Origin of the sequence: Candidatus Defluviibacterium haderslevense, from assembly GCA_016712225.1 — a bacterium.
Lineage (GTDB): Bacteria > Bacteroidota > Bacteroidia > Chitinophagales > Saprospiraceae > Vicinibacter > Vicinibacter haderslevensis.
The window spans coordinates 4080436-4102076 of sequence record JADJRL010000003.1 but is presented as its reverse complement, the minus strand read 5'-3'; the positions used below and the strand labels follow the sequence as shown (position 1 = coordinate 4102076).

The window sequence follows — 21641 nt, the reverse complement described above, 5'->3', positions numbered from 1 at the left end:
ATTTGAGCTTCAATTTTCAAACAAACTAATGGAAGCGTATCAGAATTTATTGCGGCATGTATACCAAAATGGTGTCGTGAAATCTGATAGAACAGGAGTGGGTACAAAAAGTGTATTTGGGTATCAAATGAAATTTGATCTAGCTCAAGGATTTCCTTTGGTCACCACAAAAAAACTACATCTAAAGTCCATTATTTATGAACTCCTATGGTTTTTAAAAGGAGATACCAATATTAGTTATTTGAATCAGAATGGGGTTACTATTTGGGATGAATGGGCTGATGACAATGGTGATTTAGGACCAGTCTATGGGCATCAATGGAGATCTTGGACGACTTCAACTGGAGCAGCAATAGATCAGATAAGTCAGGCAATCCAGCTCATTAAAACACAGCCTGATTCTCGTAGAATCATTATTTCAGCTTGGAATGTAGGTGATTTGCCAGAAATGGCATTAAGTCCTTGCCATTGTTTATTTCAATTTTATGTGAGTGAGGGCAAGTTGTCTTGCCAGTTATATCAACGTAGTGCCGATGTATTTTTAGGAGTTCCTTTTAATATTGCTTCTTATGCTCTTTTAACCATGATGATGGCTCATGTTTGCAACTTAGAACCAGGGGATTTTATACATTCTTTTGGAGACGTACATTTATATTTAAATCATTTGGAGCAAGCTGAAATTCAATTAAGCAGAAAACCTTATGCATTACCAAATTTAATTATAAACAAAGATAAAAAAGATATATTTAATTTTACTATTGAAGACTTTAACTTGATAAATTATACTTTTCATCCTTCAATAAAAGCACCTATTGCAGTTTAAACTTTAAGAAGATTTTAACTGTTTTGGATATATTGATTGGAATTTCGTTAAAATATTATTAAAATTTATTATAAATGATACGTAATAAAGTTTTGAAATTTAATTATTCAGGCTACTTTTGCACCGAAAGCGAGTATAAAAACTCTCAATCAAACGAAACAAATTTATATCCATCTATTTTTCAATACTTTATGAGCTGCAAAAGCGTTTTTAACATCATTGTTATCCTCTTATTACAGTCATTGGTTTTAATAGCTGCACCAAGTATTGATGCAGGTAAAGCCTCCTTCAAAAATAATTGTGCCAGCTGTCACAATAAAAATATGAAAGATAATCTAACTGGGCCTGCTCTAGCGGGAGTTGAAGCTAGATGGTCTGCTTTTCCAAAAACTGATTTGTATAGTTGGATTAGAAATTCTCAGGGTTTGATTGCAAAAGGACACCCAAGAGCCGTTGAACTCTATAATACTTATAACAAATTAGTAATGACAGCCTTTCCAGCTATTTCTGATGAAGAAATAGAAAGTATACTCTTATATATAGATTGTACTGCTAAAGGTACCTGTGGTCCAAAAGATGTGGCTGGAGCACCTGGCGCTGCAAACGCCAATGCATCAAACGGTTCTAGTTCTAATTTTTGGATGTATATGGTATTTGCAATACTTGCCATTTTAGCCATCTTTTTATGGAATATCATTACAGATTTAAATCATACTAGAAATAGGGTTGAAGGAGATACTGATTCCATTAGACCAAATTTTTGGAATATTTTAACTAATAAATCAGTAATAACTTTTGTATTATTTGGATTGGTATTATTTGGTGGTTATACAACCGTAAATAATGCTATTTCATTAGGAAGACAACAGAATTATGCACCAGATCAACCTATAAAATTTAGTCATCAAACTCATGCGGGTCTTCATAAGATTGACTGTAATTATTGCCATGATGGTGCACGCAGAAGTAAACAAAGTGTAATTCCAGGAGTAAGTACATGTATGAATTGTCATAAAGCAATTAAGAAAGGAACTAAATATGGTACAGCGGAAATAACAAAAATATTTGCTGCTATCGGATTTGATCCTTCTACGGATAAGTACATTGATAATTATGAAAAATTATCTAACGAAGACATCGAGAAAATCTATAAAAAATGGATGTCTGATGAAGCTAAAAAAGATACCAAAAGTGTAGTAGATGTTGATCAACAATGGAGTGATGTTGTCGGTTCATTAACCAACGAAAGCAAAAAAACAATCGCGGGACCAATAGAATGGATAAGAATACACAATCTTCCTGACCATGTTTATTTCAACCATTCACAACATGTGACTATTGGAAAAATAGAATGCCAAAAATGCCATGGTAAGGTTGAAGAAATGGATGTGTTAAGACAGTATTCGCCGTTGTCAATGGGTTGGTGTATCAATTGCCATCGCCAGACCGATGTTAAATTTCAAGATAATAAGTATTATGATAGTTATAAAACTTATCATGATGAGTTAAAAGCTGGAACGAGAAAATCAGTTAAAGTTTCAGATATAGGTGGTTTAGAATGTCAAAAGTGTCATTATTGATTTCAAGTGAAAGAAAATATGAAAACAAATAATAATCAAACCTGGATTAGCGATCGGGATTTATTAAACGATCCATTGTTGGTTGCAGAAGCGAATGCCGAAGTTTCACCAATTGCCTTAGAAGAAGTATTGGAAGACAATCGAATTTCAGAGTTGGCGACAAACCGACGAGACTTTCTCAAAGTATTAGGCTTTGGAATCAGTGCAGCAACAATAGCATCTTGCGAAATACCAGTAAAAAGAGCTATTCCTTATGTTATAGCACCGGATACTATAGTACAAGGTATTGCCAATTACTATGCATCATCAATAGTTAATGGTGGAGATTACTGTTCTGTCTTAGTCAAAACACGTGAAGGTAGACCAATAAAAATAGAAGGGAATGCTAGTTCTTCTGTTACTCGAGGCGGTACTTCAGCACGGGCTCAGGCTTCTGTATTGAGTTTATATGATATTAATAGAATTAAAAATCCTGCAAAGATAGTTGGAGGTAAATTAGAGGATATTTCTTGGCCAGAATTGGATAAAGAAGTGAGTAGTAATTTATCTGCAACTTCTAATATCCGAATCGTAAGCGGTACCATCATGAGCCCGACCATTAAAAGGGCAATTCAAGAATTTTGTGTTAAATTTCCATCTACAAAACACATCTCTTATGATGCTGTTTCCAGTGCAGCTTTACTTTTAGCTTCTGAACAATGTTTTGGGGAAAGAATTCTCCCAGATTATCGATTTGATATAGCGGAAATTATTGTTAGTTTCAATGCAGATTTTCTAGGTACTTGGATTTCGCCAATCGAATATGCGTCACAATATGCCAAGAGAAGAACTATCGATATGGCTAATCCATCCATGTCTAAGCATATTCAAGTCGAATCGCATATGTCATTATCTGGTTCAAATGCTGATAATAGAATCTTGGTTAAACCGTCTGAACAAGGAGCTGCCATAGCAAACTTATATAATTTTGTTGCAAGTAAAACTGGAGGAAGCGCTATTTCTGCTCCCAATATAAACGAAAAAGCTAAATCTGCATTGATGAAATTGGCAGACGCTTTAGTGGCGGCTAAAGGAAAATCCTTAATCGTTTGTGGAACTAATAATACGGCAGAACAATCCCTTGTATTCGGAATAAACCAATTACTTGGTAACATAGGAACTACAGTTAACTTTACAAATGGATCATATCAAAGACAAGGAAATGAAGCAGATTTGCTTCAATTAACTAAAGATATGTCAGCGGGTTCAGTTGATGCAGTCCTGTTCTGGAACGCTAACCCTTGTTATGATTTTCCAATGGCGAAAGAATTTACTGAAGGTTTAGCAAAGGTTAAATTGAAAGTAAGTCTTAATGCAATCTTGGATGAAACAACTGCACTGTGTACACATGCTGCTCCCGAACACCATAATTTAGAATCTTGGGGTGATGTTGAACCAAAAAGAGGAATGTACTCATTAATTCAACCAACAATAACACCTATTTTTAATACCAGACAAGGTGGCCATTCGTTGCTTGTTTGGTCGGATTCTGTAAATTTAAATAAATCGGCAGAACAGCCATTTTATGAATATTTGAAATCAACTTGGCAATCTACAATAATGCCAAAAACATCAAGTACCAATTTTCAAGAATTTTGGGATAAATCATTACATGATGGTATACTAGAAGTTAATTCTACTGCTGTTAATGCGCCATCTTATAAGTTAAATCCAGCTGATTTAGTAAACAATATTACTAAACCATCTTCTTCACCTTTAGAAATTTCATTTATCGAAAATCTAGGAGTAGGAGCGGGTCAATATGCTAACAATCCATGGTTACAGGAAATGGCTGATCCAATAACCCGTTGTTCTTGGGGAAATTATGTAGCTGTACCCGTAAGTTTCGATGGTGACAGAAGATTTACTGCTGCAAATAAAGTGAAGGAAAATGGTGAGTTGGTCAAAATAAACTTTGGTGGACAAAGTATAGAAGTTGGCGCAATCAAACAATTTGGTCAGATGAATGGAACTGCTTCCATTCCATTGGGCTACGGACGCACACAGTCAGGTGTTTGTGGTACAGGTATTGGGACTGATGTTTTTCCATTTATGAAATTAGATCAAAGCGGTTTGATTCAATATCATTCTGCCGAAGTAGAAATTTCTGATAGTTTAGGTGATATAGAAAAGCATTTCGCTTGTGTACAGCATCACCATACCCTTGGTGTAACAGCTATTGAAAAGAGTTCAGGTAACATGATTAATGCTGATGAAGCTGCACTAGTTGACGACGCATTTAAAGGCATGACTAAAGGATATCAGGGATCTTTAACAAAAAGATCCATCTTGCGTCATAGCAATTTAAAAGATATAAAAGAAAATGTTGAACACTTAAAAGAAGAGCGAGCAGAATTCCAAAAATTGAATTCCCATACTTTATATCCTGGGCATGATTATAAATATAATTCAGGTCATCACTGGGGAATGCACATTGATTTAAATGCATGCATTGGTTGTGGTTCTTGTGCTGTTGCTTGTATGGCAGAAAATAATGTGCCTGTTGTCGGTAAACATGAAGTATCAAGACATCATGAAATGACTTGGTTGAGAATCGATCGATATTATTATGGTGATGTTGAAAATCCAAATGTGGTATACCAACCATTAATGTGTCAACATTGTAATAATGCACCTTGTGAGAATGTTTGTCCAGTTAATGCCACGAACCATTCATCTGATGGGTTAAATCAGATGGCCTACAATAGATGTGTTGGAACTAGATATTGCGCAAATAACTGCCCTTATAAAGTTAGAAGATTTAACTGGTTTGATTTTACAGCAGCAGATTTATTTCCTGTTAACCAACACAATTTAGCTGGAGAAACAGACAAACCATATTACGCTGAAAATTTAGTACGTATGGTATTAAATCCTGATGTAACCGTTAGATCCCGTGGGGTTATAGAAAAATGTTCTTTCTGTATTCAAAGAATACAAGAAGGAAAATTATCAGCTAAAAAAGAACAACGTAGCTTAAATGATAATGATGTTAAAACAGCTTGTCAAACTGCATGTCCTACGGGTGCAATTACCTTTGGTGATATGAATAACAAATCAGGTAAGCTTGCTAATAAATTGGAAAATCCTTTGAATTACATAGTATTAGAAGAAATCAATGTTAAATCCGTGGTTAATTATACCATGAAAGTTAATAACAGAGACGAAACTCTAGACGCTTAAAATTAAATTGTATTACGAATGGCAGGAGGAATTGTTGCACCAGTTAGAAGACCTTTAGTAGAAGGTCACAAAACTTATCACCAGATAACGGAGGATTTGTGTTCACCCACAGAAAGAACGCCCACCAGAGCCTGGGTTATTGCCTTTATTGCGGCTGTTTCATTATTGGCTTATGGATTGTTTTGTATTTGTTGGACAATATGGATGGGGACAGGTACTTGGAATCTTAATCGTACGATAGGCTGGGGATATGATATCACCAATTTCGTTTGGTGGATTGGTATTGGTCATGCGGGAACACTTATTTCTGCGATTTTGATGCTTTTTCGCCAAAGATGGCGTACAGGTGTTAATAGAGCAGCAGAAGCGATGACCATATTTGCAGTAATTTGTGCAGCATTGTTTCCATTAATTCACGTAGGGCGTATTTGGGTGGTATTTTATTTTTTCCCTTACCCAAATACCAGAGGAGCTTTATGGCCTAATTTTAACTCTCCTTTATTGTGGGACGTGTTTGCAATATCTACATACTTTTCGGTTTCATTGTTGTTTTGGTATACTGGTTTAGTACCAGATTTTGCAACCATAAGAAATAGAGCAACTGGTCTTAGAAAAAGGATTTATAATTCATTGTCTTTTGGATGGACCGGATCTGCAAAACATTGGCAAAGATGGGAAGCTCTATCTTTAGTTTTGGCAGGTTTGTCAACACCACTTGTACTTTCAGTTCATACAATAGTTAGTTTTGACTTCGCTACTTCAGTAATACCTGGATGGCATACCACCATTTTTCCACCATATTTTGTTGCGGGGGCGATTTTTTCAGGATTTGCTATGGTTCAAACGCTTATGATCATGACTCGGAAAATATTAAAATTGGAAGAGTACATTACTTTAGAGCATATAGAATCAATGAATAAAGTTATTCTAGTAACAGGAACTATAGTTGGAGTTGCTTATTTAACAGAATTATTTATTGCTTGGTATTCTGGCTATGTTTACGAACAATTTGCATTCTTTAATAGAGCAATGGGTGTTTATTGGTGGGCCTATTTTGGAATGATGGCATGTAATGTTTTATCTCCTCAAATATTTTGGGTTAAACGTTTTAGACGTAGTGTATTAATTACATTTATTATGTCCATTTTTGTAAATATTGGAATGTGGTTCGAACGTTTTGTAATTATTGCAACTACATTAGCTCGTGATTATTTGCCTTCATCATGGTCCTATTATTATCCATCATGGGTTGAAATTGGAATTTTTGCAGGGACTATTGGATTGTTTTTTACTTTATACATGATTTTCACTAGGGTAGCTCCAGTGGTTGCAATTGCTGAAGTAAAACATATATTAAAAGTAGGAGGGGATCAATATATTGGTAAAAACGCTACTCATAAAGCTAGTAGTCACACGCATTCTGAAACGGACATTATTCACGAACATTAATTCATTTATTTAGGTATACAATATTTCCAATGAGACAATATAATAAAGAAGTTATTTACGGTATATACGGTGATGAAGAAGATTTACTTCACGCTGTCAGGAATGCTAAGAATAAACATCTAGAAATTATGGATGTATTTAGTCCTTTTCCGGTTCATGGAATGGATCAAGCTTTAGGATTAAGCGAATCTAGATTGCATTATGCAGGTTTTGTATATGGCATGATAGGAACTTTAACTGCTTTCCTGGGCATGAGTTGGATATTTACAAGAGATTGGCCCATTATTTTTGGTGGAAAACCACATTGGCCGGTACCAGCATTTATTCCGATCACATTTGAGCTTACGGTTTTATTTGCAGCATGGGGAATGACCATTACATTTTATACCATTTGTGGACTATGGCCAGGTGTAAGCAATCCTCAATTAGATTTAAGAACTACTGATGATAAATTTTGTCTGGCTTTTGATAAATCTGAAGTGTCAGAAAGCGAAGCAAAATCTTTCTTTCATGAAACTGGTGCTGAAGAAGTTAATAGTAAATCGATTTAAGCATGAAAACAATATTCTATATCATTTTTTCTCTCATGTTAGTTGTAGCAGCGATTTCATGCTCACCAGCAGATGGAAATAATTCCGGACATGAGTATATGCCAGATATGGCACATTCAGTTGCTTATGAAGCTAATGTAGATAATTATTACTACTATCATACTTGGGATAGTAAAGAAACGTATCATGAATTTAGTAAAGCGAGACAACCTGTTAATGGTACCATACCTAGAGGTATGAATAGTTATGCACCTTTAGATTCGATAAAGAATGCTGCCTATAATACAATGATGACAGGCGATGCTAGTAATATAGCCATCCGTACTCCAGTTAATGGACATGTCAATTATTACTATACAGATACTGAACCTGAGCGTATTCGTGCAACAAATGAAATAACCACTAACCCAGTTCCAATTTCAAGAGTTGGATTAGAAAGCGGAAAACAACTTTATGATATCTATTGTGCTACTTGTCATGGAACAGCAGGGGATGGAGCAGGATATTTAGTTAGAGATGATGGTGGAGTTTATCCAGCTCAACCAGCTAATTTTATAAAAGATGAATTTATTGCAACCACAGAAGGACGCTTTTATCATGCCATTATGTATGGTAGAAACGTAATGGGAGGATATTCTTCAAAGTTATCTTACAATGAACGTTGGAATGTAATACATTATATAAGATCATTACAGGCCAAGTCAAAAAATTTAGTCTATTCAGAAAAGGAAAATACATTTAGTGGTTCACAAGCAATTGCAGACGCAAAGAAAGCATTTGCAGCTTCAACTGCAGTGCCGGCAGTTCCTAAAACTAAATAAATGAATTTGATTTTTAAAAGAAAAATTTGAAACAAAGACATGAGTTCAATTCAATTACCATCAAGAGATAGATTAATCCTAAGCATAATGGGCGGGATTGGGATATTATCTTTCATCATTATTTTTATGAATGATGATGCAAACCATACCCGGGTATGGACTAATTTATTGCATAATACTGTATTTTTTACGTTAATTGCTTTGATGGCCATATTTTTTATCTGCATCAGTGTTACTGCATATGCCGGATGGAATGTGGTGTTTAGAAGAGTTTGGGATGCTATGTCGCAATTCTTGATAATAGGTTTAGTTTTAATGACAGTCATAGCTTTAGGTGTGTATTTTGGGTGGCATCATTTATACCACTGGGCTGATGATAAAGTGGTTGCAACTGATGAAATATTAAAAGGAAAATCAGGATTTTTAAATAAAAATTTCTACACTATTGGTGGGTTGGGAATTTTAGCTACATGGTTATTTTTTGCTCGAAAAATGAGAGCTTTAACCATAAGCGAAGATGATCATGGAAATGATAATTGGGCACACTATAATTCAATGAAAAAATATGCTGCAGCATTTTTACCTATAGCTGGTTTTTCAAGTGCCGCAGTTATTTGGTTGTGGGTCATGTCACTTGATGCACATTGGTACAGCACAATGTTCGCCTGGTATACAGCAGCGAGTTGTTTTGTAAGTATGATTGCATTGACTATTTTGTTTTTAATTTATTTAAAAAGTAAAGGTTATTACCAAAATGTTACGGCAGAACATTTTCATGATTTGGGTAAATTCATGTTTGCCTTTTCCATATTCTGGACCTACTTATGGTTTTCTCAATACATGTTAATTTGGTATGGTAATATTGGTGAAGAAACGGTTTATTTTCAAACGCGTATTCGGGATTATCCGGTATTGTTTTATGGAAATCTTGTAATGAATTTTGTATTACCATTTCTTATTCTTATGAGAAATGATACTAAACGAAAATATGGTTCATTGATTGTTGTTGCCATTATTGTTGTGCTAGGTCATTGGATGGATTTATTTCAAATGATCAAACCAGGTGTATTAGAAACGGCTGCTCATGAAATGGTCTCTCATGTAAGTGAAGGTGCAGCTCAAGCTACTACTGAAGGTCATCAAGCGGCTGCAGCAGTAGTTGAGCACGGAGGACACGAATCAACTTTTAAAGTTGGAAATAATATCCCTGGACTTCCAGAACTTGGATTACTTATTGGATTTTTAGCTTTGTTTTTTGGCAGTGCTTTACACTTTTTATCTAAAGCATCTTTAACTCCTAAGCGGGATCCTTTTTTGCAAGAAAGTTTACACCATCACGTATAATTTGATTTTAAAAATAGAAGAATGACAAGTTTAATTATCATATTATCTATAATCTTATTATTTGTAGTTTTAGTTCAAATCGCTAAAATCAATGAGATTACTACAGAATTACAAGGCGTTGAAGAGTCCTTGGTCAAAAGTTCCTTAATCAATTCACGTTGGTTGCTGATCTTTTGTGTTTTGTTTTTAGCTGGATTTACCTGGTGTTGTTTGCATTATGCAAATAAAATGTTAGGGTATGGTCCTCATACTTCTGCAAGTTTGCATGGTGGAAAAATTGATTCCATGTTTAATGTTACTGCATTTTTTACCATTATCGTTTTTGTGTTATGTCACATCGCACTCTTTTGGTTTGCTTACAAATACAGATATCAAAAAGGAAGAAAGACTTTATTTATTCCTCATGACAATCGTTTAGAAATGATCTGGACTGCAATACCAGCTTTTGTAATGGTTATCTTAGTAGTAAAAGGTTTGGTAGCGTGGAATGATATTATGGCCGATGTTACAACAGGAGAAGACTATATAGAAATAGAAGCAACTGCATCACAGTTTGCATGGAATTTAAGATATCCTGGTGCTGATAATAAGTTAGGTGTTAAAGATTTTAGATTAATTAAACCGGGTATCAATGACTTAGGTCAGGATTGGAATGATGAAAGAAATTTGGATGACTTTAATTCAGATGAATTGGTTATACCTAAAGGTAAAAAAATTAGAATTCGGATTATTGGAAAGGATGTATTGCATAATTTTTATTTACCTCACTTTAGAGTGAAGATGGATGCAGTTCCAGGAATTCCTACATACTTTGTTTTTACACCAATTAAATCTACGGAAGATTATCGTCAAGAATTAAGAAAGTATCCTGAATACAATGTGCCTTCTGATCCAACTGATCCAAACAGTGAACCTAAATGGAAAGTTTTCAATTACGAATTAGCTTGCGCTGAATTATGTGGAAAAGGACATTATAGTATGCGTCGTTTAGTGAAGGTAGTATCGCAAGAAGAATTTGACATTTGGAATAAAAAACAAAAGTCTTACTATCTTGGATCAATTAGAAATACTGATGAAGATCCATTCAAGGGTAAAGCAATAAGTTTAGAATTAAAATCTAAAGCTGCTGATTTGCAATTAGCTTTAAATAAAGCATTGGATACAACAAATCACAATGTTGCAGATCGCACATTGGCATTAGATAATATATATTTTGAATCTGGTTCTGCCAAATTGGATACTAATTCAAATTATGCACTTAATGTTTTAAAAGAGGCCTTCGTGAATTATCCAAATTTAAAAGTTGAAGTTAGCGGACACACAGATAATACAGGAGACCCAAATGCAAACTTAACACTTTCAATCCAAAGGGCTAATGCTGTTAAAGATTACTTAGTCACTATGGGTGTACAAGCTGATCGAATGGCATCATTAGGATTTGGAATTACAAAGCCTGTTGCAACAAATGAAACAGAGGAAGGTAAAGCAAAGAATAGACGAATCGAATTTAAGATTTTATCATTTTAAATAATCACTCATTATGTCATCACATAATACACATAGTACAGAAACAGATATCCTCATAGAAACAAAAGGATTTGATGATCACTTTCATGAACATCATGAAGGAGATAAATATCAAATGAATTTTATTTCTAAGTGGATCTTTAGTATGGATCACAAAATAATAGCCAGACAATTCCTTATGACTGGTATTTTTTGGGCTATAATTGGTGCAGGTATGTCTATTATCTTTAGACTACAACTTGGATTTCCAGATGCAAGTATCACTTGGTTAAAACCATTACTTGGACAATGGATTACAGTAAATGATGCCGGTGTTGGATCACTAGATCCAGAATTTTATTATGCTCTCGTGACAATGCACGGTACGATTATCGTATTTTTTGTGTTAACTGCAGGATTGAGTGGAACATTCAGTAATTTGTTAATACCTCTTCAAGTTGGAGCTCGGGATATGGCATCGCCATTCCTAAATATGCTTTCATATTGGTTCTTTTTTATGTCAAGTGTGGTGATGTTTTATTCATTGTTTTTGAGCACGGGTCCATTTTCTGGTGGTTGGACTGCTTATCCACCTTTAAGTGCATTGCCTCAGGCTTCTATTGGTTCTGGTACAGGTATGACTTTGTGGCTGGTTTCATTAGCACTTTTTGTTGTTTCAGTCTTACTTGGTGGGATTAATTATGTGACTACCGTTCTAAATCTTAGAACAAAGGGTATGAGTCTTTGGAGAATGCCTTTAACCATTTGGGCATTTTTGGTAACCGCTATTTTAGGGATACTATCATTTCCCGTTTTATTTTCAGGTTTTTTATTATTAATTTTTGATAGATCATTTGGAACTAGTTTTTATATTTCAGATATATTCATAAATGGACAGGCTTTGGATAGAATTGGAGGAAGCCCAATATTGTATCAACATATTTTTTGGTTTCTAGGACATCCAGAAGTTTATATTATCATCTTACCAGCTATGGGTATTGTTTCGGAAGTACTTTCAGTACATGCGAGGAAACCAATTTTTGGATATAAAGCGATGGTGTTTTCTATTTTGGCAATTGCGTTTTTGTCTTTTATTGTATGGGCGCACCATATGTTTATGTCAGGGGTCAATCCTTTTATTTCTAATTTCTTTGTCATATTTACACTGATAATTGCTGTTCCATCAGCCGTAAAAGTATTCAATTGGATTAGTACTTTATACGGTGGTAATGTTCGCTTAAATACTCCTATGTTGTTTTGCATTGGGTTTGTATCCATGTTTATATCTGGTGGTCTTACGGGTATCTTTTTAGGTAATTCTGCAATTGATATCCAACAACATGATACCTACTTCGTAGTAGCGCATTTTCATATAGTGATGGGAGTAGCTGCATTTTTTGGAATGTTTGCCGGTGTTTATAACTGGTTTCCTAGAATGTTTGGTCGATTTATGAATGAGACCTTGGGTAAAATCCATTTTTGGGTGACTTTAATAGGTGCATATGCTGTGTTTGGCCCGATGCACTTTTTAGGAATGGCAGGTGTTCCAAGGAGATATTATCGTTTTGATAATTTTGACGCCTTTTCAGATTTTGCAACTATGAATCAATTTATTACAGTTGCAGCAATTATTACTTTTTTAGCTCAGATTTTATTTGTTGTTAACTTTTTTTGGAGCATGTATAGAGGTAAAAAAATGACCACTCAAAATCCATATGGATCTAATGCTCTTGAATGGACTACACCTATTGAAGCTGGTCACGGGAACTGGCCAGGTAAAATTCCTACTGTAGAAAGATGGGCTTATGATTATGGTAAAGATGAACGTGAATTTGTTCAACAACACATTCCGTTAAGAGAAGGAGAAGAACATAGTAGTCATTAATATAATAATTTTATTATAATACAAATACAATTCATTTTAGATCTTATAAGTTAAAAGATATTAATTAAAAAAAAGGTGAATCAAATTAAATTAAGTGCTTTAGGATTAAAAGATGTTTTTCGGGACATCGGCATACTCGTTAAGTTTAAATTAAGCTTGATGGTAGTTTTTTCTAGTGTGGCTAGTTATTTGATTTTTGCTAAAGGTGATTTTCAATGGTCCGTGTTTAGTCTATTATTTGTAGGTGGATTATTCGTCACCTTTGCAGCAAATGCATTGAATCAAGGATTAGAAAGAGATTATGATAAATTGATGGAGCGTACGGTTAATAGGCCTATTGCAGATGGCAGAATGAGTCTTTCCATGGGCGTTTTAATTTCCGGAATCTTTTGTACATTAGGTGTTATTGCTTTGGCAGCAATAAGTACTGCCGCTGCAGCCCTTGGTATGTTTTCTTTTGTTCTATATGCATTCGTTTATACGCCATTAAAACGGTATTCTACTTTAGCAGTGCCTGTGGGAGCGATCCCTGGTGCACTTCCTACATTAATAGCAGGAGTAGCTGCACAGAACGGATTCACTATTGAAGCATTATGCCTTTTTGGGATTCAATATTTATGGCAATTTCCTCATTTTTGGGCGATTGCTTGGTTAGGGCATAAGGATTATATGGCTGCTGGTTTTAAGTTGGTAAAAGAAAACGCAGGCAAACCTGATCCATCCTATGGATTGTATTCTGCAGTTTATTCACTTGTAAGTATCGTTTTTTTATTACCTGGTCTTATTAATGGTAGCATACACTTGGCTATTTTAGGATTACTTGTTTTAACCATGATTGTTTATGCTTGGTTTGGATATCGATTATATATGAATAATGATCGCAATCATGCTCGGGCACTTATGTTTTGTTCCATATTTTATTTACCAATTGTTTTAATATTATTCATCATCAATAATATCGTTATATAACTTATGCCAGTTGTACAAATGTTTGACAAGACCCTTCCTCCAAATCGAATGCAGGCCATGCGTTTCGGATTATGGATTGCAATGGCTTCTATTTGTATGATGTTTGGTGCATTTACAAGTGCATATCTGGTTAGAAAACCTGTAGGAAATTGGTATGAATTTAAATTGCCGGTTGAATTTTTTTATAGTACTGTTTTGATTATGGTATCGTCCATTTTTATGGAGCTTTGCTATAGGAATTTTAAATCCGCACATGAAGCTAAATTCAAGAGTTATCTGATATTTACAACAATAACTGGTATTGGTTTTGTGGTGATGCAGATCATTGCATGGAAAACATTATTTGCTCAGGGTTTATCGATTGATTTAAATGTATCATGTTCCTTTTTATATCTAATCTCCGGAATGCATGCACTTCATGTTTTGGGAGGCTTAGCTGCTTTGATTATCGTATTTATAAATGCATTTTTAATACCATTTTCAGCTAATCCTTTACGTACTTTAAAAATAGATTTAGTTAGACAATATTGGCACTTTGTTGATTTTCTTTGGATTTATTTATTGGTTTTTTTAATCTTACAATAAGAAATATTAGAAGATAATGGCTTCAGATCATACTTTACAACACGACACACATGCACATGATATCGATCACCAAGGAGGTGATTGGTCAGGAGGAAAGGAACCTTTCAAAGCAAGTTATGGCAAACTCATGATGTGGTATTTTTTACTATCAGATGCGTTTACATTTTCTGCTTTTTTAATTGCTTATGGGACACTTAGATTCAGTATGCCTACTTGGCCTGTTCCAGATTTTGTGTTCTCTGGATTGCCTGGAGGGATTGAGCACCAACCCCTGATATTTGTGACGATTATGACTTTCGTATTGATTGTCAGCTCAGTTACAATGGTTAGAGCTGTACAGGAAGGTCATCGAGAAAATAAAAAAGGAATTATTTTTTGGATGTTTTTAACCATTTTGGGCGGATTAAGTTTTTTAGGTTGTCAGGCATGGGAATGGACGACTTTAATTAAGGGGGAGAATATGTCCATACATCATAATCCTTTTGGAACTCATACTGAAAATGGAGTATATTTAGAAGGTGATGGTCACGATATTAAAGCTGGTGATCCTGTAATTGCTGGAAAAACGTATTTAATACATACACATGACGGGCATTATAATCCATTAAAATATAAAACTGAAAGTGGTGAAGAGAAAGTGCAGCACATGGGACCAAAAGCGTTTGGAGCATTGTTCTTTTTTATTACCGGTTTTCATGGATTTCACGTTTTCAGCGGGGTTGTTTTTCTATTAATTATAATGTTGAATGTAGCTAGTGGCTTATATGTTAAAAGAAAGAATGGCTATGAAATGGTTGAGAAAATAGGACTCTATTGGCATTTTGTGGACCTAGTGTGGGTATTTGTATTTTTAGTATTTTATTTATTGTAAACTGTATTGAATTAGAGATCATGGGACATTTAAGTTACGAAGAAGGTAAAAAAGTTGTTTTTAAAGGACTTATTTTATTAGGTGTTATTACACTGATAGAAGTTTTTATTGCACTACTTGGAAAAGGATATATCGTTGATGGATTTCATTTGCCAGTTTGGTTGATGTACTTTTCAATGATCAGTTTAAGTTTGTATAAGGCTTATTTTATTGTGTATGAGTTCATGCATATGAAATATGAAGCACCTGGTTTGGTAAAAAGTGTTTTATTACCCACATTATTATTGATTTGGGCAGTTATTGCGTTTTTCTCTGAAGGCCGATTCTGGAAGAGAGAAAGAGCAATGATAAATGACAGACCTATAGCTGTATTCTCTGCTCCTATGAAACATGCTGATACGAAATCTGAAGAAACGCATATTAAAAAGGATGAACCTGAGATGCAAAGTAAGTTAGACACCACTTCATCTGAGATTATTAAAGAAGAACCAAAAACTCAAGAACAATCACAACATCATTAATGTTACTTGAGCATGTCTAACGTGTTTAAATTTGCTCTTGTTTTTATAATATTAATCGGGCTACCTACATTCGCGTATTATTATCTTCAAAAAGGTACTACCATGCGAAAAGAAGCCATGTTGGCCTTGAAACCAAAACAAGAAATAGGTCATTTTCAAGCAACAACAGAAACGGATTCCGTATTTTATTCTAACTCATTAGCCGGTAAGCGATGGTTGATTGCTGTTATTCCAACAGGTAATAATCGTGAGGTTCTAACGAATAAAATTCTTAATATTTATAAACAAACTGAAAAAGAATTCGATTTTAATCTTTTTACAATTGTCGGAATTCAGGAAGGTGAGTTGATGTATGAATTAAGTAAAAAATTCAAATGGCCTGATTCAAAGAAATGGATCAGAACTTATATGGCAAGTCAGCATGTTTTCCCGTTTGTAAATAGTGGGTTTAACATTCCCGAATCCTATCAAAACAAAGCATGTGTCCTATTAATAGATGAGCATAGTATGATTCGGAATTTCTATGACTTAAATGATGAAAAAGAGGTTAAACACCTGATCCAACAATTACCCGTTTTTTTAAGTTTAAAATAATAAATATGACAGATCAAGAATTAAGAATTAAACGACTTAATATCTTAGTTTACATTGTAAGTGCTGTTGTGCTCTTGCTGGTTATATTTATGCGAAAAATTCATTTGGATTTCGGTATTAGCTTTAAGTTTTTACCACCTTTATATTCTTTTATTAATGCTATTTGTGCAATTTGTTTGGTCATTGCATTTGTACATATTAAAAATCGAAGAATAGAACAACATCAATTTATGATGAAGATTGCGCTCACTTTGTCTACATTATTTTTAGCGGCCTATGTTTTGTATCATATAACTACACCAGATACTCACTATTGCAAAGAAGGAAATATTCGATATCTCTATTTTTTTATTTTAATAACTCATGTTGTTTTAGCTGCAGTTAGTTTTCCATTTGTATTGTTAACATTTGTAAGAGGGTTAACCGATCAGGTGGTCAATCATAAGAAATTAGCTAAATGGGTATTTCCAGTTTGGCTGTATGTATGTATTACTGGCCCTATCTGTTACTTAATGTTATATACCTGTTACACTTAAAATATTATAGGATGAAAATTTACAACCCAATTATTGTAATCATATTTCTTTTAGTTGTAGTTTTAATAACTCCAATGGATGCCCAATGTCCAATGTGTAAAATGGCTGCCGAATCCAATATGAAAAGTGGAGGTATGGCAGGACAAGGCTTGAATCAAGGGATACTTTATTTGCTTGCATTGCCATACCTCATTGTTGGAACGATGATTTATTTGTATCGTAAAAATAAAAAGGTGCTCAATCAAGATTAGAATTTATAGCTTAGACCAACACCAAAATTTAAAGCATAAGGTTTAGTTTGTATATTTAAAATGGGTTCATCAGATAAGTCGGTCAGTCCATGTTGATAGCTTGTATTTAAATGAATATTCATCTTATCCATTGGAATATCCAATCCTGCTTTAGCAATTAATCCAACGTCCCATCTATTAAATAAATCATTGTTCATATTCAAATCATACGTTCCTAAATTGAAGTCAATAAGGAAACGACCTCGAGTCTTGATATCTCCATCCAATGCATATGCTGCATAAGCACCAGCACTGAAAGATGCTTTAATGCGATCATTTCCAATCGAATAATTGGCCATTAAGGGCACTTCAACAAATTTAAATACGGGTATTGCAGTAACGCTTGCACCAAAATCAAGTCCATAGATTTTAAAACTTTCTTCAACTCGAACTTTGAAACCCGATGTCCTATAGTAAGCACCACTTTCAATTCCAAGTCCAGCATTACCATTGTACTTAAGATCTATACCTGCTTTAATCCCTGTGTATACTTTTGTGTTGGGAATTAGATTTCCATCACCTTGAATACCCATGTTAGAAATGGAAGGTCCTATTTCGCCTCCAATTTGTAATTGAGAATAAATGAATGGTATAGAACTCAAGAAAGAAAAAATAAAAACAAATGTCTTTTTCATAATTAAGGATTTTTATGATAAGACTTACTTTGCAAAATAAAATTAAATGGAGTATAGTTAAATTTGGGTTAATACCTAAAAAAACTAATTCAAAATTGTAATGCGATTTGTCATAACGAAAATAAATAGAATAAATGTTGATTGATGTGTGATTATTGTTTGCATCTTTAAAGGACTAAATAATCATAGATTTGTCTTAATTTGCAGCCTAGTTTTACTTTTATGCAAGTATTTAAATTTGGAGGTGCATCTGTGAAGGATGATGCGGGAATTAGAAATGTGGTTCAAATTATAAAAGATAAAGGAGGTGCAACACCTTTGGTCATTGTTGTTTCAGCAACTGGGAAAACCACCAACCAATTAGAGAAAGTCGTTGAAGCCAAGTTTATTGATATTTCTTTAGCGAATAGGCTGCTTCAAGAAATAAAAAGATCACATGAGAATATTGCTGAACAATTATTTGGGTCTACTCCAAACAATGTATTCCAAGAGATTAATGATCATATTGTCGAAGCAGAATGGATCATTGAGGAAACTCGAGAAATGGAATACGAGTATGTTTATGACCAAATTGTAAGCATTGGGGAACTTATATCGAGCAGACTTCTAGCTGCCTGGATGAGTCATCAAGAAATTGATGTAGAGTGGATCGATGCTCGAAACGTCGTTCAAACTGATGATACCTATCAGGAAGGTAGAATTGCATGGAATGAAACGACTTCAAAAATCAATGCTCAAATCAACCCAATCTTATCATCCGGTAAAATGGTTGTATCCCAGGGTTTTATTGGGTCTACAAAAGAAAACAATACAACCACCCTAGGTCGGGAAGGGTCAGATTATACGGCGGCCATTTTCTCAGCTGCTTTAAAAGCTGAAGCAATGGTCATTTGGAAAGATGTACCTGGGATATTAACTGCTGATCCGAATAAATTCGATAATGTTACAAAGTTGGATCGATTGTCCTATTCAGAAGCTATTGAAATGACTTATTATGGTGCAAAGGTTATTCATCCTAAAACCATACAACCACTGCAACAAAACAGTATTCCATTGTATGTCAAATCTTTTATAGATCCATCTGGAGAAGGAAGTCTCATTTCAGGCGATATAGATTTAGAATATCCACCCATTGTAGTATTAGAACCTAATCAAGCTTTAGTACATTTTGCCACTAGAGACTTGTCCTTTGTTGCTGAACACCACCTTGCTCATTTATTTGATTTGTTTCAAAAGCATCGTATTAAAGTGAATATGATGCGAAATACAGCAATTTCATTCTCTGTTTGTGTGACCAATGACAAACAACGAATTTCAAATCTTATTCAAGAAGTCCAACATGAATTCAAGGTTATCGTCGATCATGACTTAGAATTAATCACTGTGAGGCATTATCTAGATGCTATGCTTCCTAAATTACTAGCTGAAAAAATTGTTCTGTTAGAAGAGCGGATTCGCAAGACCCTTCAAATGGTGGTTAAAAGTGCACCTAATATTATTCCTAAATCTTTATGATTCCAACCCCTTGGACTATTAAGGGAATCGAGTAATACTCATTCAATAAATGTTACGAGTTCCAGTATTGATAAACAATCATTTATACGAATATGGTAGGTTGATGAGTATTAAATCAATCCAATTTAGTTCCCTAAAAAGGATTTTTTCAAAATAATTAAGATAATATTAAATATTTATTAAACCTTTGGTAAGATATGTAGTCCATTCATGGATTACTTTATTGATTAACAAATAATTCTAATTCTTATGGATAGAAGAAGTCTTCTGACAAGTTTTACTAGATTGGGTCAAACTGGAAATCTAGAAAAAAACACGGCGCTTCCCATCAATGGTGGTTTAAGCCCATATACTGGAACATGGAATTATGCTACGGCTGCACACCTTCTTCGCCGTGCAACATTCGGTCCTACACATGAAATGATCAATCAAGCCGTTTCTGACGGGTTGAACTTGACGATGACAAAATTATTTACCAAGACAGCTGAACCGGCACCTCCAGTTATTTATACTGATACTCCAGTGGATCCACACACTGCAAAAGGTGAGACTTGGGTTGATAAACCCTTTACACCAGGAGTTCAGGGCCTACAACAATTGTGGGATAATTCACTAAGAGCATGGATCTTAGAAAATATTTTCACTGAAGGGGTAAGTATAACTGAAAAAATGATGCTGTTCTGGCATAATCACTTTGTTATATCTGAAGTCTTTGATCCGCGATATAGTTATAATTATTTAAAGACCCTTCGTAAAAACGTCATTGGAGATTTTAGGCAAATGGCTAAAGATATAACTATTGATGCAGGCATGCTTGTTTATCTAAATGGTAATGTTAGTAATAAAAAGGCTCCTAATGAGAATTATGGGCGTGAGCTTATGGAGTTATTCACATTAGGCAAAGGAGCGTTAGCTGGACCTGGGGATTATACTACATATACTGAACAAGACGTATTGGCTATGGCAAAGGCATTGACTGGATGGACGATACGAGTAACTAGAAATGCAGACACAAGTGCTACCTATCAGGTTCAATATGTTGATAATTTGCATGATGTGTCCGATAAACAATTATCCGCAAGATTTTCCAATAAAGTCATTAAAAATGCAGGAATTAAAGAGTATGAAAATGTCATTGACATTTTATTCCAAAGACGAGAAACAGCAACCTTTATTTGTCGTAAATTATATCGATATTTTGTTTATTATAAAGTAGATGCAACAATAGAGAATGATATCGTCAATGGATTAGCTGATATTTTAATTGCAAATAATTTCGATATTTCAACTGCATTAAAAGCCTTGCTTGCAAGTGATCATTTTTATTCTATAGAAGCATTAGGATGTATGATTCGACCACCTTATGAATTTATTTTTAATACATTGAAGGGCATGCATTTTAAGACTTCAGCAGATTTGGAAACAAGATATCGACTTTTTCTTTCTGTTTTTAATAGCACAACCGGAATGCAACAAGTGTACTTTGATATTCCGAGTGTAGCTGGATGGACGCCTTATTATCAAGAACCTGGATTTCATGAGATCTGGATTAATTCTGTAACCTATCCATTGAGAGTGGCTTTTACCAATCAAGGTGTGAACAAACAAATAAGACCTAGAGGAGTAGCGGGAACTTATGGCTTGGATTTGGTAGAATACATATCTGGATTTTCAGATCCTGGAAATGTAACTAAATTATTAGCAGAAATAGTCGCTCACTTATTACCTCAACCTATTTATCAGAATCAATTAGATTACTTAAAAACCAAATTATTAGCAAATACCACAGAAGCCCAATGGACAGCTAGTTGGAATAATTATAAAGCCAATCCGAATAATGCTGCTGCCAGAACAGTCATTGATACCAGACTAAAACCTTTGTTTTTATCACTTTTGGCAATGCCAGAATATTATTTAAGTTAATCACCTTCTAAAATTTATTAA

19 protein-coding genes are annotated in these 21641 nt (G+C 34.4%); 18 read left to right on the top strand and 1 reads right to left on the bottom strand.

Annotated elements, in window-relative coordinates:
- Positions 1-28 precede the first annotated feature (28 nt).
- The 16 genes from IPK88_16155 (at position 29) to IPK88_16080 (ending at position 17508) form a co-directional block, all read left to right on the top strand.
- Complete coding sequence (locus tag IPK88_16155) at positions 29-823, top strand: thymidylate synthase (GenBank protein MBK8244960.1); 795 nt, start codon at positions 29-31, stop codon at positions 821-823.
- 191 nt (positions 824-1014) lie between these two features.
- The gene (locus tag IPK88_16150) at positions 1015-2403 is read left to right on the top strand and encodes a c-type cytochrome (protein MBK8244959.1); all 1389 of its coding nucleotides are present in this window, start codon (positions 1015-1017) and stop codon (positions 2401-2403) included.
- Between the two features lie 18 nt (positions 2404-2421).
- Positions 2422-5625 carry a 4Fe-4S dicluster domain-containing protein gene (locus IPK88_16145; GenBank protein MBK8244958.1) on the top strand — a complete coding sequence of 1068 codons (3204 nt, stop codon included), beginning with the start codon at positions 2422-2424 and terminating at the stop codon, positions 5623-5625.
- An 18-nt stretch (positions 5626-5643) separates the two neighbouring features.
- The gene (gene nrfD, locus IPK88_16140) at positions 5644-7074 is read left to right on the top strand and encodes a polysulfide reductase NrfD (protein MBK8244957.1); all 1431 of its coding nucleotides are present in this window, start codon (positions 5644-5646) and stop codon (positions 7072-7074) included.
- Between the two features lie 29 nt (positions 7075-7103).
- Positions 7104-7625: a DUF3341 domain-containing protein gene (locus IPK88_16135; protein MBK8244956.1), complete on the top strand. Its 522-nt coding sequence runs from the start codon at positions 7104-7106 to the stop codon at positions 7623-7625.
- A gap of 2 nt (positions 7626-7627) precedes the next feature.
- Positions 7628-8446, top strand: coding sequence for a cytochrome c (locus IPK88_16130; protein MBK8244955.1), 819 nt, complete (start codon positions 7628-7630; stop codon positions 8444-8446).
- Between the two features lie 39 nt (positions 8447-8485).
- A complete protein-coding gene (locus tag IPK88_16125; GenBank protein MBK8244954.1) occupies positions 8486-9790 on the top strand; it encodes a hypothetical protein in 1305 nt (434 codons plus the stop codon).
- 21 nt (positions 9791-9811) lie between these two features.
- The gene (locus IPK88_16120) at positions 9812-11317 is read left to right on the top strand and encodes an OmpA family protein (GenBank protein ID MBK8244953.1); all 1506 of its coding nucleotides are present in this window, start codon (positions 9812-9814) and stop codon (positions 11315-11317) included.
- Between the two features lie 13 nt (positions 11318-11330).
- On the top strand, positions 11331-13181 hold the full coding sequence (locus IPK88_16115; protein MBK8244952.1) for a cbb3-type cytochrome c oxidase subunit I: 1851 nt from the start codon (positions 11331-11333) through the stop codon (positions 13179-13181).
- 75 nt (positions 13182-13256) lie between these two features.
- A complete protein-coding gene (locus tag IPK88_16110; protein MBK8244951.1) occupies positions 13257-14150 on the top strand; it encodes a protoheme IX farnesyltransferase in 894 nt (297 codons plus the stop codon).
- Positions 14151-14153: 3 nt separating this feature from the next.
- A complete protein-coding gene (locus IPK88_16105) occupies positions 14154-14735 on the top strand; it encodes a cytochrome c oxidase subunit 3 (protein MBK8244950.1) in 582 nt (193 codons plus the stop codon).
- 16 nt (positions 14736-14751) lie between these two features.
- Positions 14752-15606, top strand: a complete 855-nt coding sequence (locus IPK88_16100) for a cytochrome c oxidase subunit 3 (protein MBK8244949.1) — start codon at positions 14752-14754, stop codon at positions 15604-15606.
- A gap of 20 nt (positions 15607-15626) precedes the next feature.
- Positions 15627-16127, top strand: coding sequence for a cytochrome C oxidase subunit IV family protein (locus tag IPK88_16095; protein ID MBK8244948.1), 501 nt, complete (start codon positions 15627-15629; stop codon positions 16125-16127).
- Positions 16128-16229: 102 nt separating this feature from the next.
- Positions 16230-16721, top strand: a complete 492-nt coding sequence (locus tag IPK88_16090; protein ID MBK8244947.1) for a hypothetical protein — start codon at positions 16230-16232, stop codon at positions 16719-16721.
- 5 nt (positions 16722-16726) lie between these two features.
- Entirely contained in the window at positions 16727-17257 is a 531-nt protein-coding gene (locus tag IPK88_16085) for a DUF420 domain-containing protein (GenBank protein MBK8244946.1), read from the top strand.
- Positions 17258-17268: 11 nt separating this feature from the next.
- Positions 17269-17508 carry a hypothetical protein gene (locus IPK88_16080; protein MBK8244945.1) on the top strand — a complete coding sequence of 80 codons (240 nt, stop codon included), beginning with the start codon at positions 17269-17271 and terminating at the stop codon, positions 17506-17508.
- On the opposite strand, the gene IPK88_16075 is transcribed toward IPK88_16080, so the two are convergent.
- Entirely contained in the window at positions 17505-18182 is a 678-nt protein-coding gene (locus IPK88_16075; GenBank protein ID MBK8244944.1) for a PorT family protein, read from the bottom strand. The genes IPK88_16080 and IPK88_16075 overlap by 4 nt on opposite strands.
- Before the next feature lie 222 nt (positions 18183-18404).
- On the opposite strand from IPK88_16075, the gene IPK88_16070 reads away from it, so the two are divergent.
- On the top strand, positions 18405-19697 hold the full coding sequence (locus tag IPK88_16070; protein MBK8244943.1) for an aspartate kinase: 1293 nt from the start codon (positions 18405-18407) through the stop codon (positions 19695-19697).
- Positions 19698-19946: 249 nt separating this feature from the next.
- Positions 19947-21620, top strand: coding sequence for a DUF1800 domain-containing protein (locus tag IPK88_16065; protein MBK8244942.1), 1674 nt, complete (start codon positions 19947-19949; stop codon positions 21618-21620).
- Positions 21621-21641: the final 21 nt, after the last annotated feature.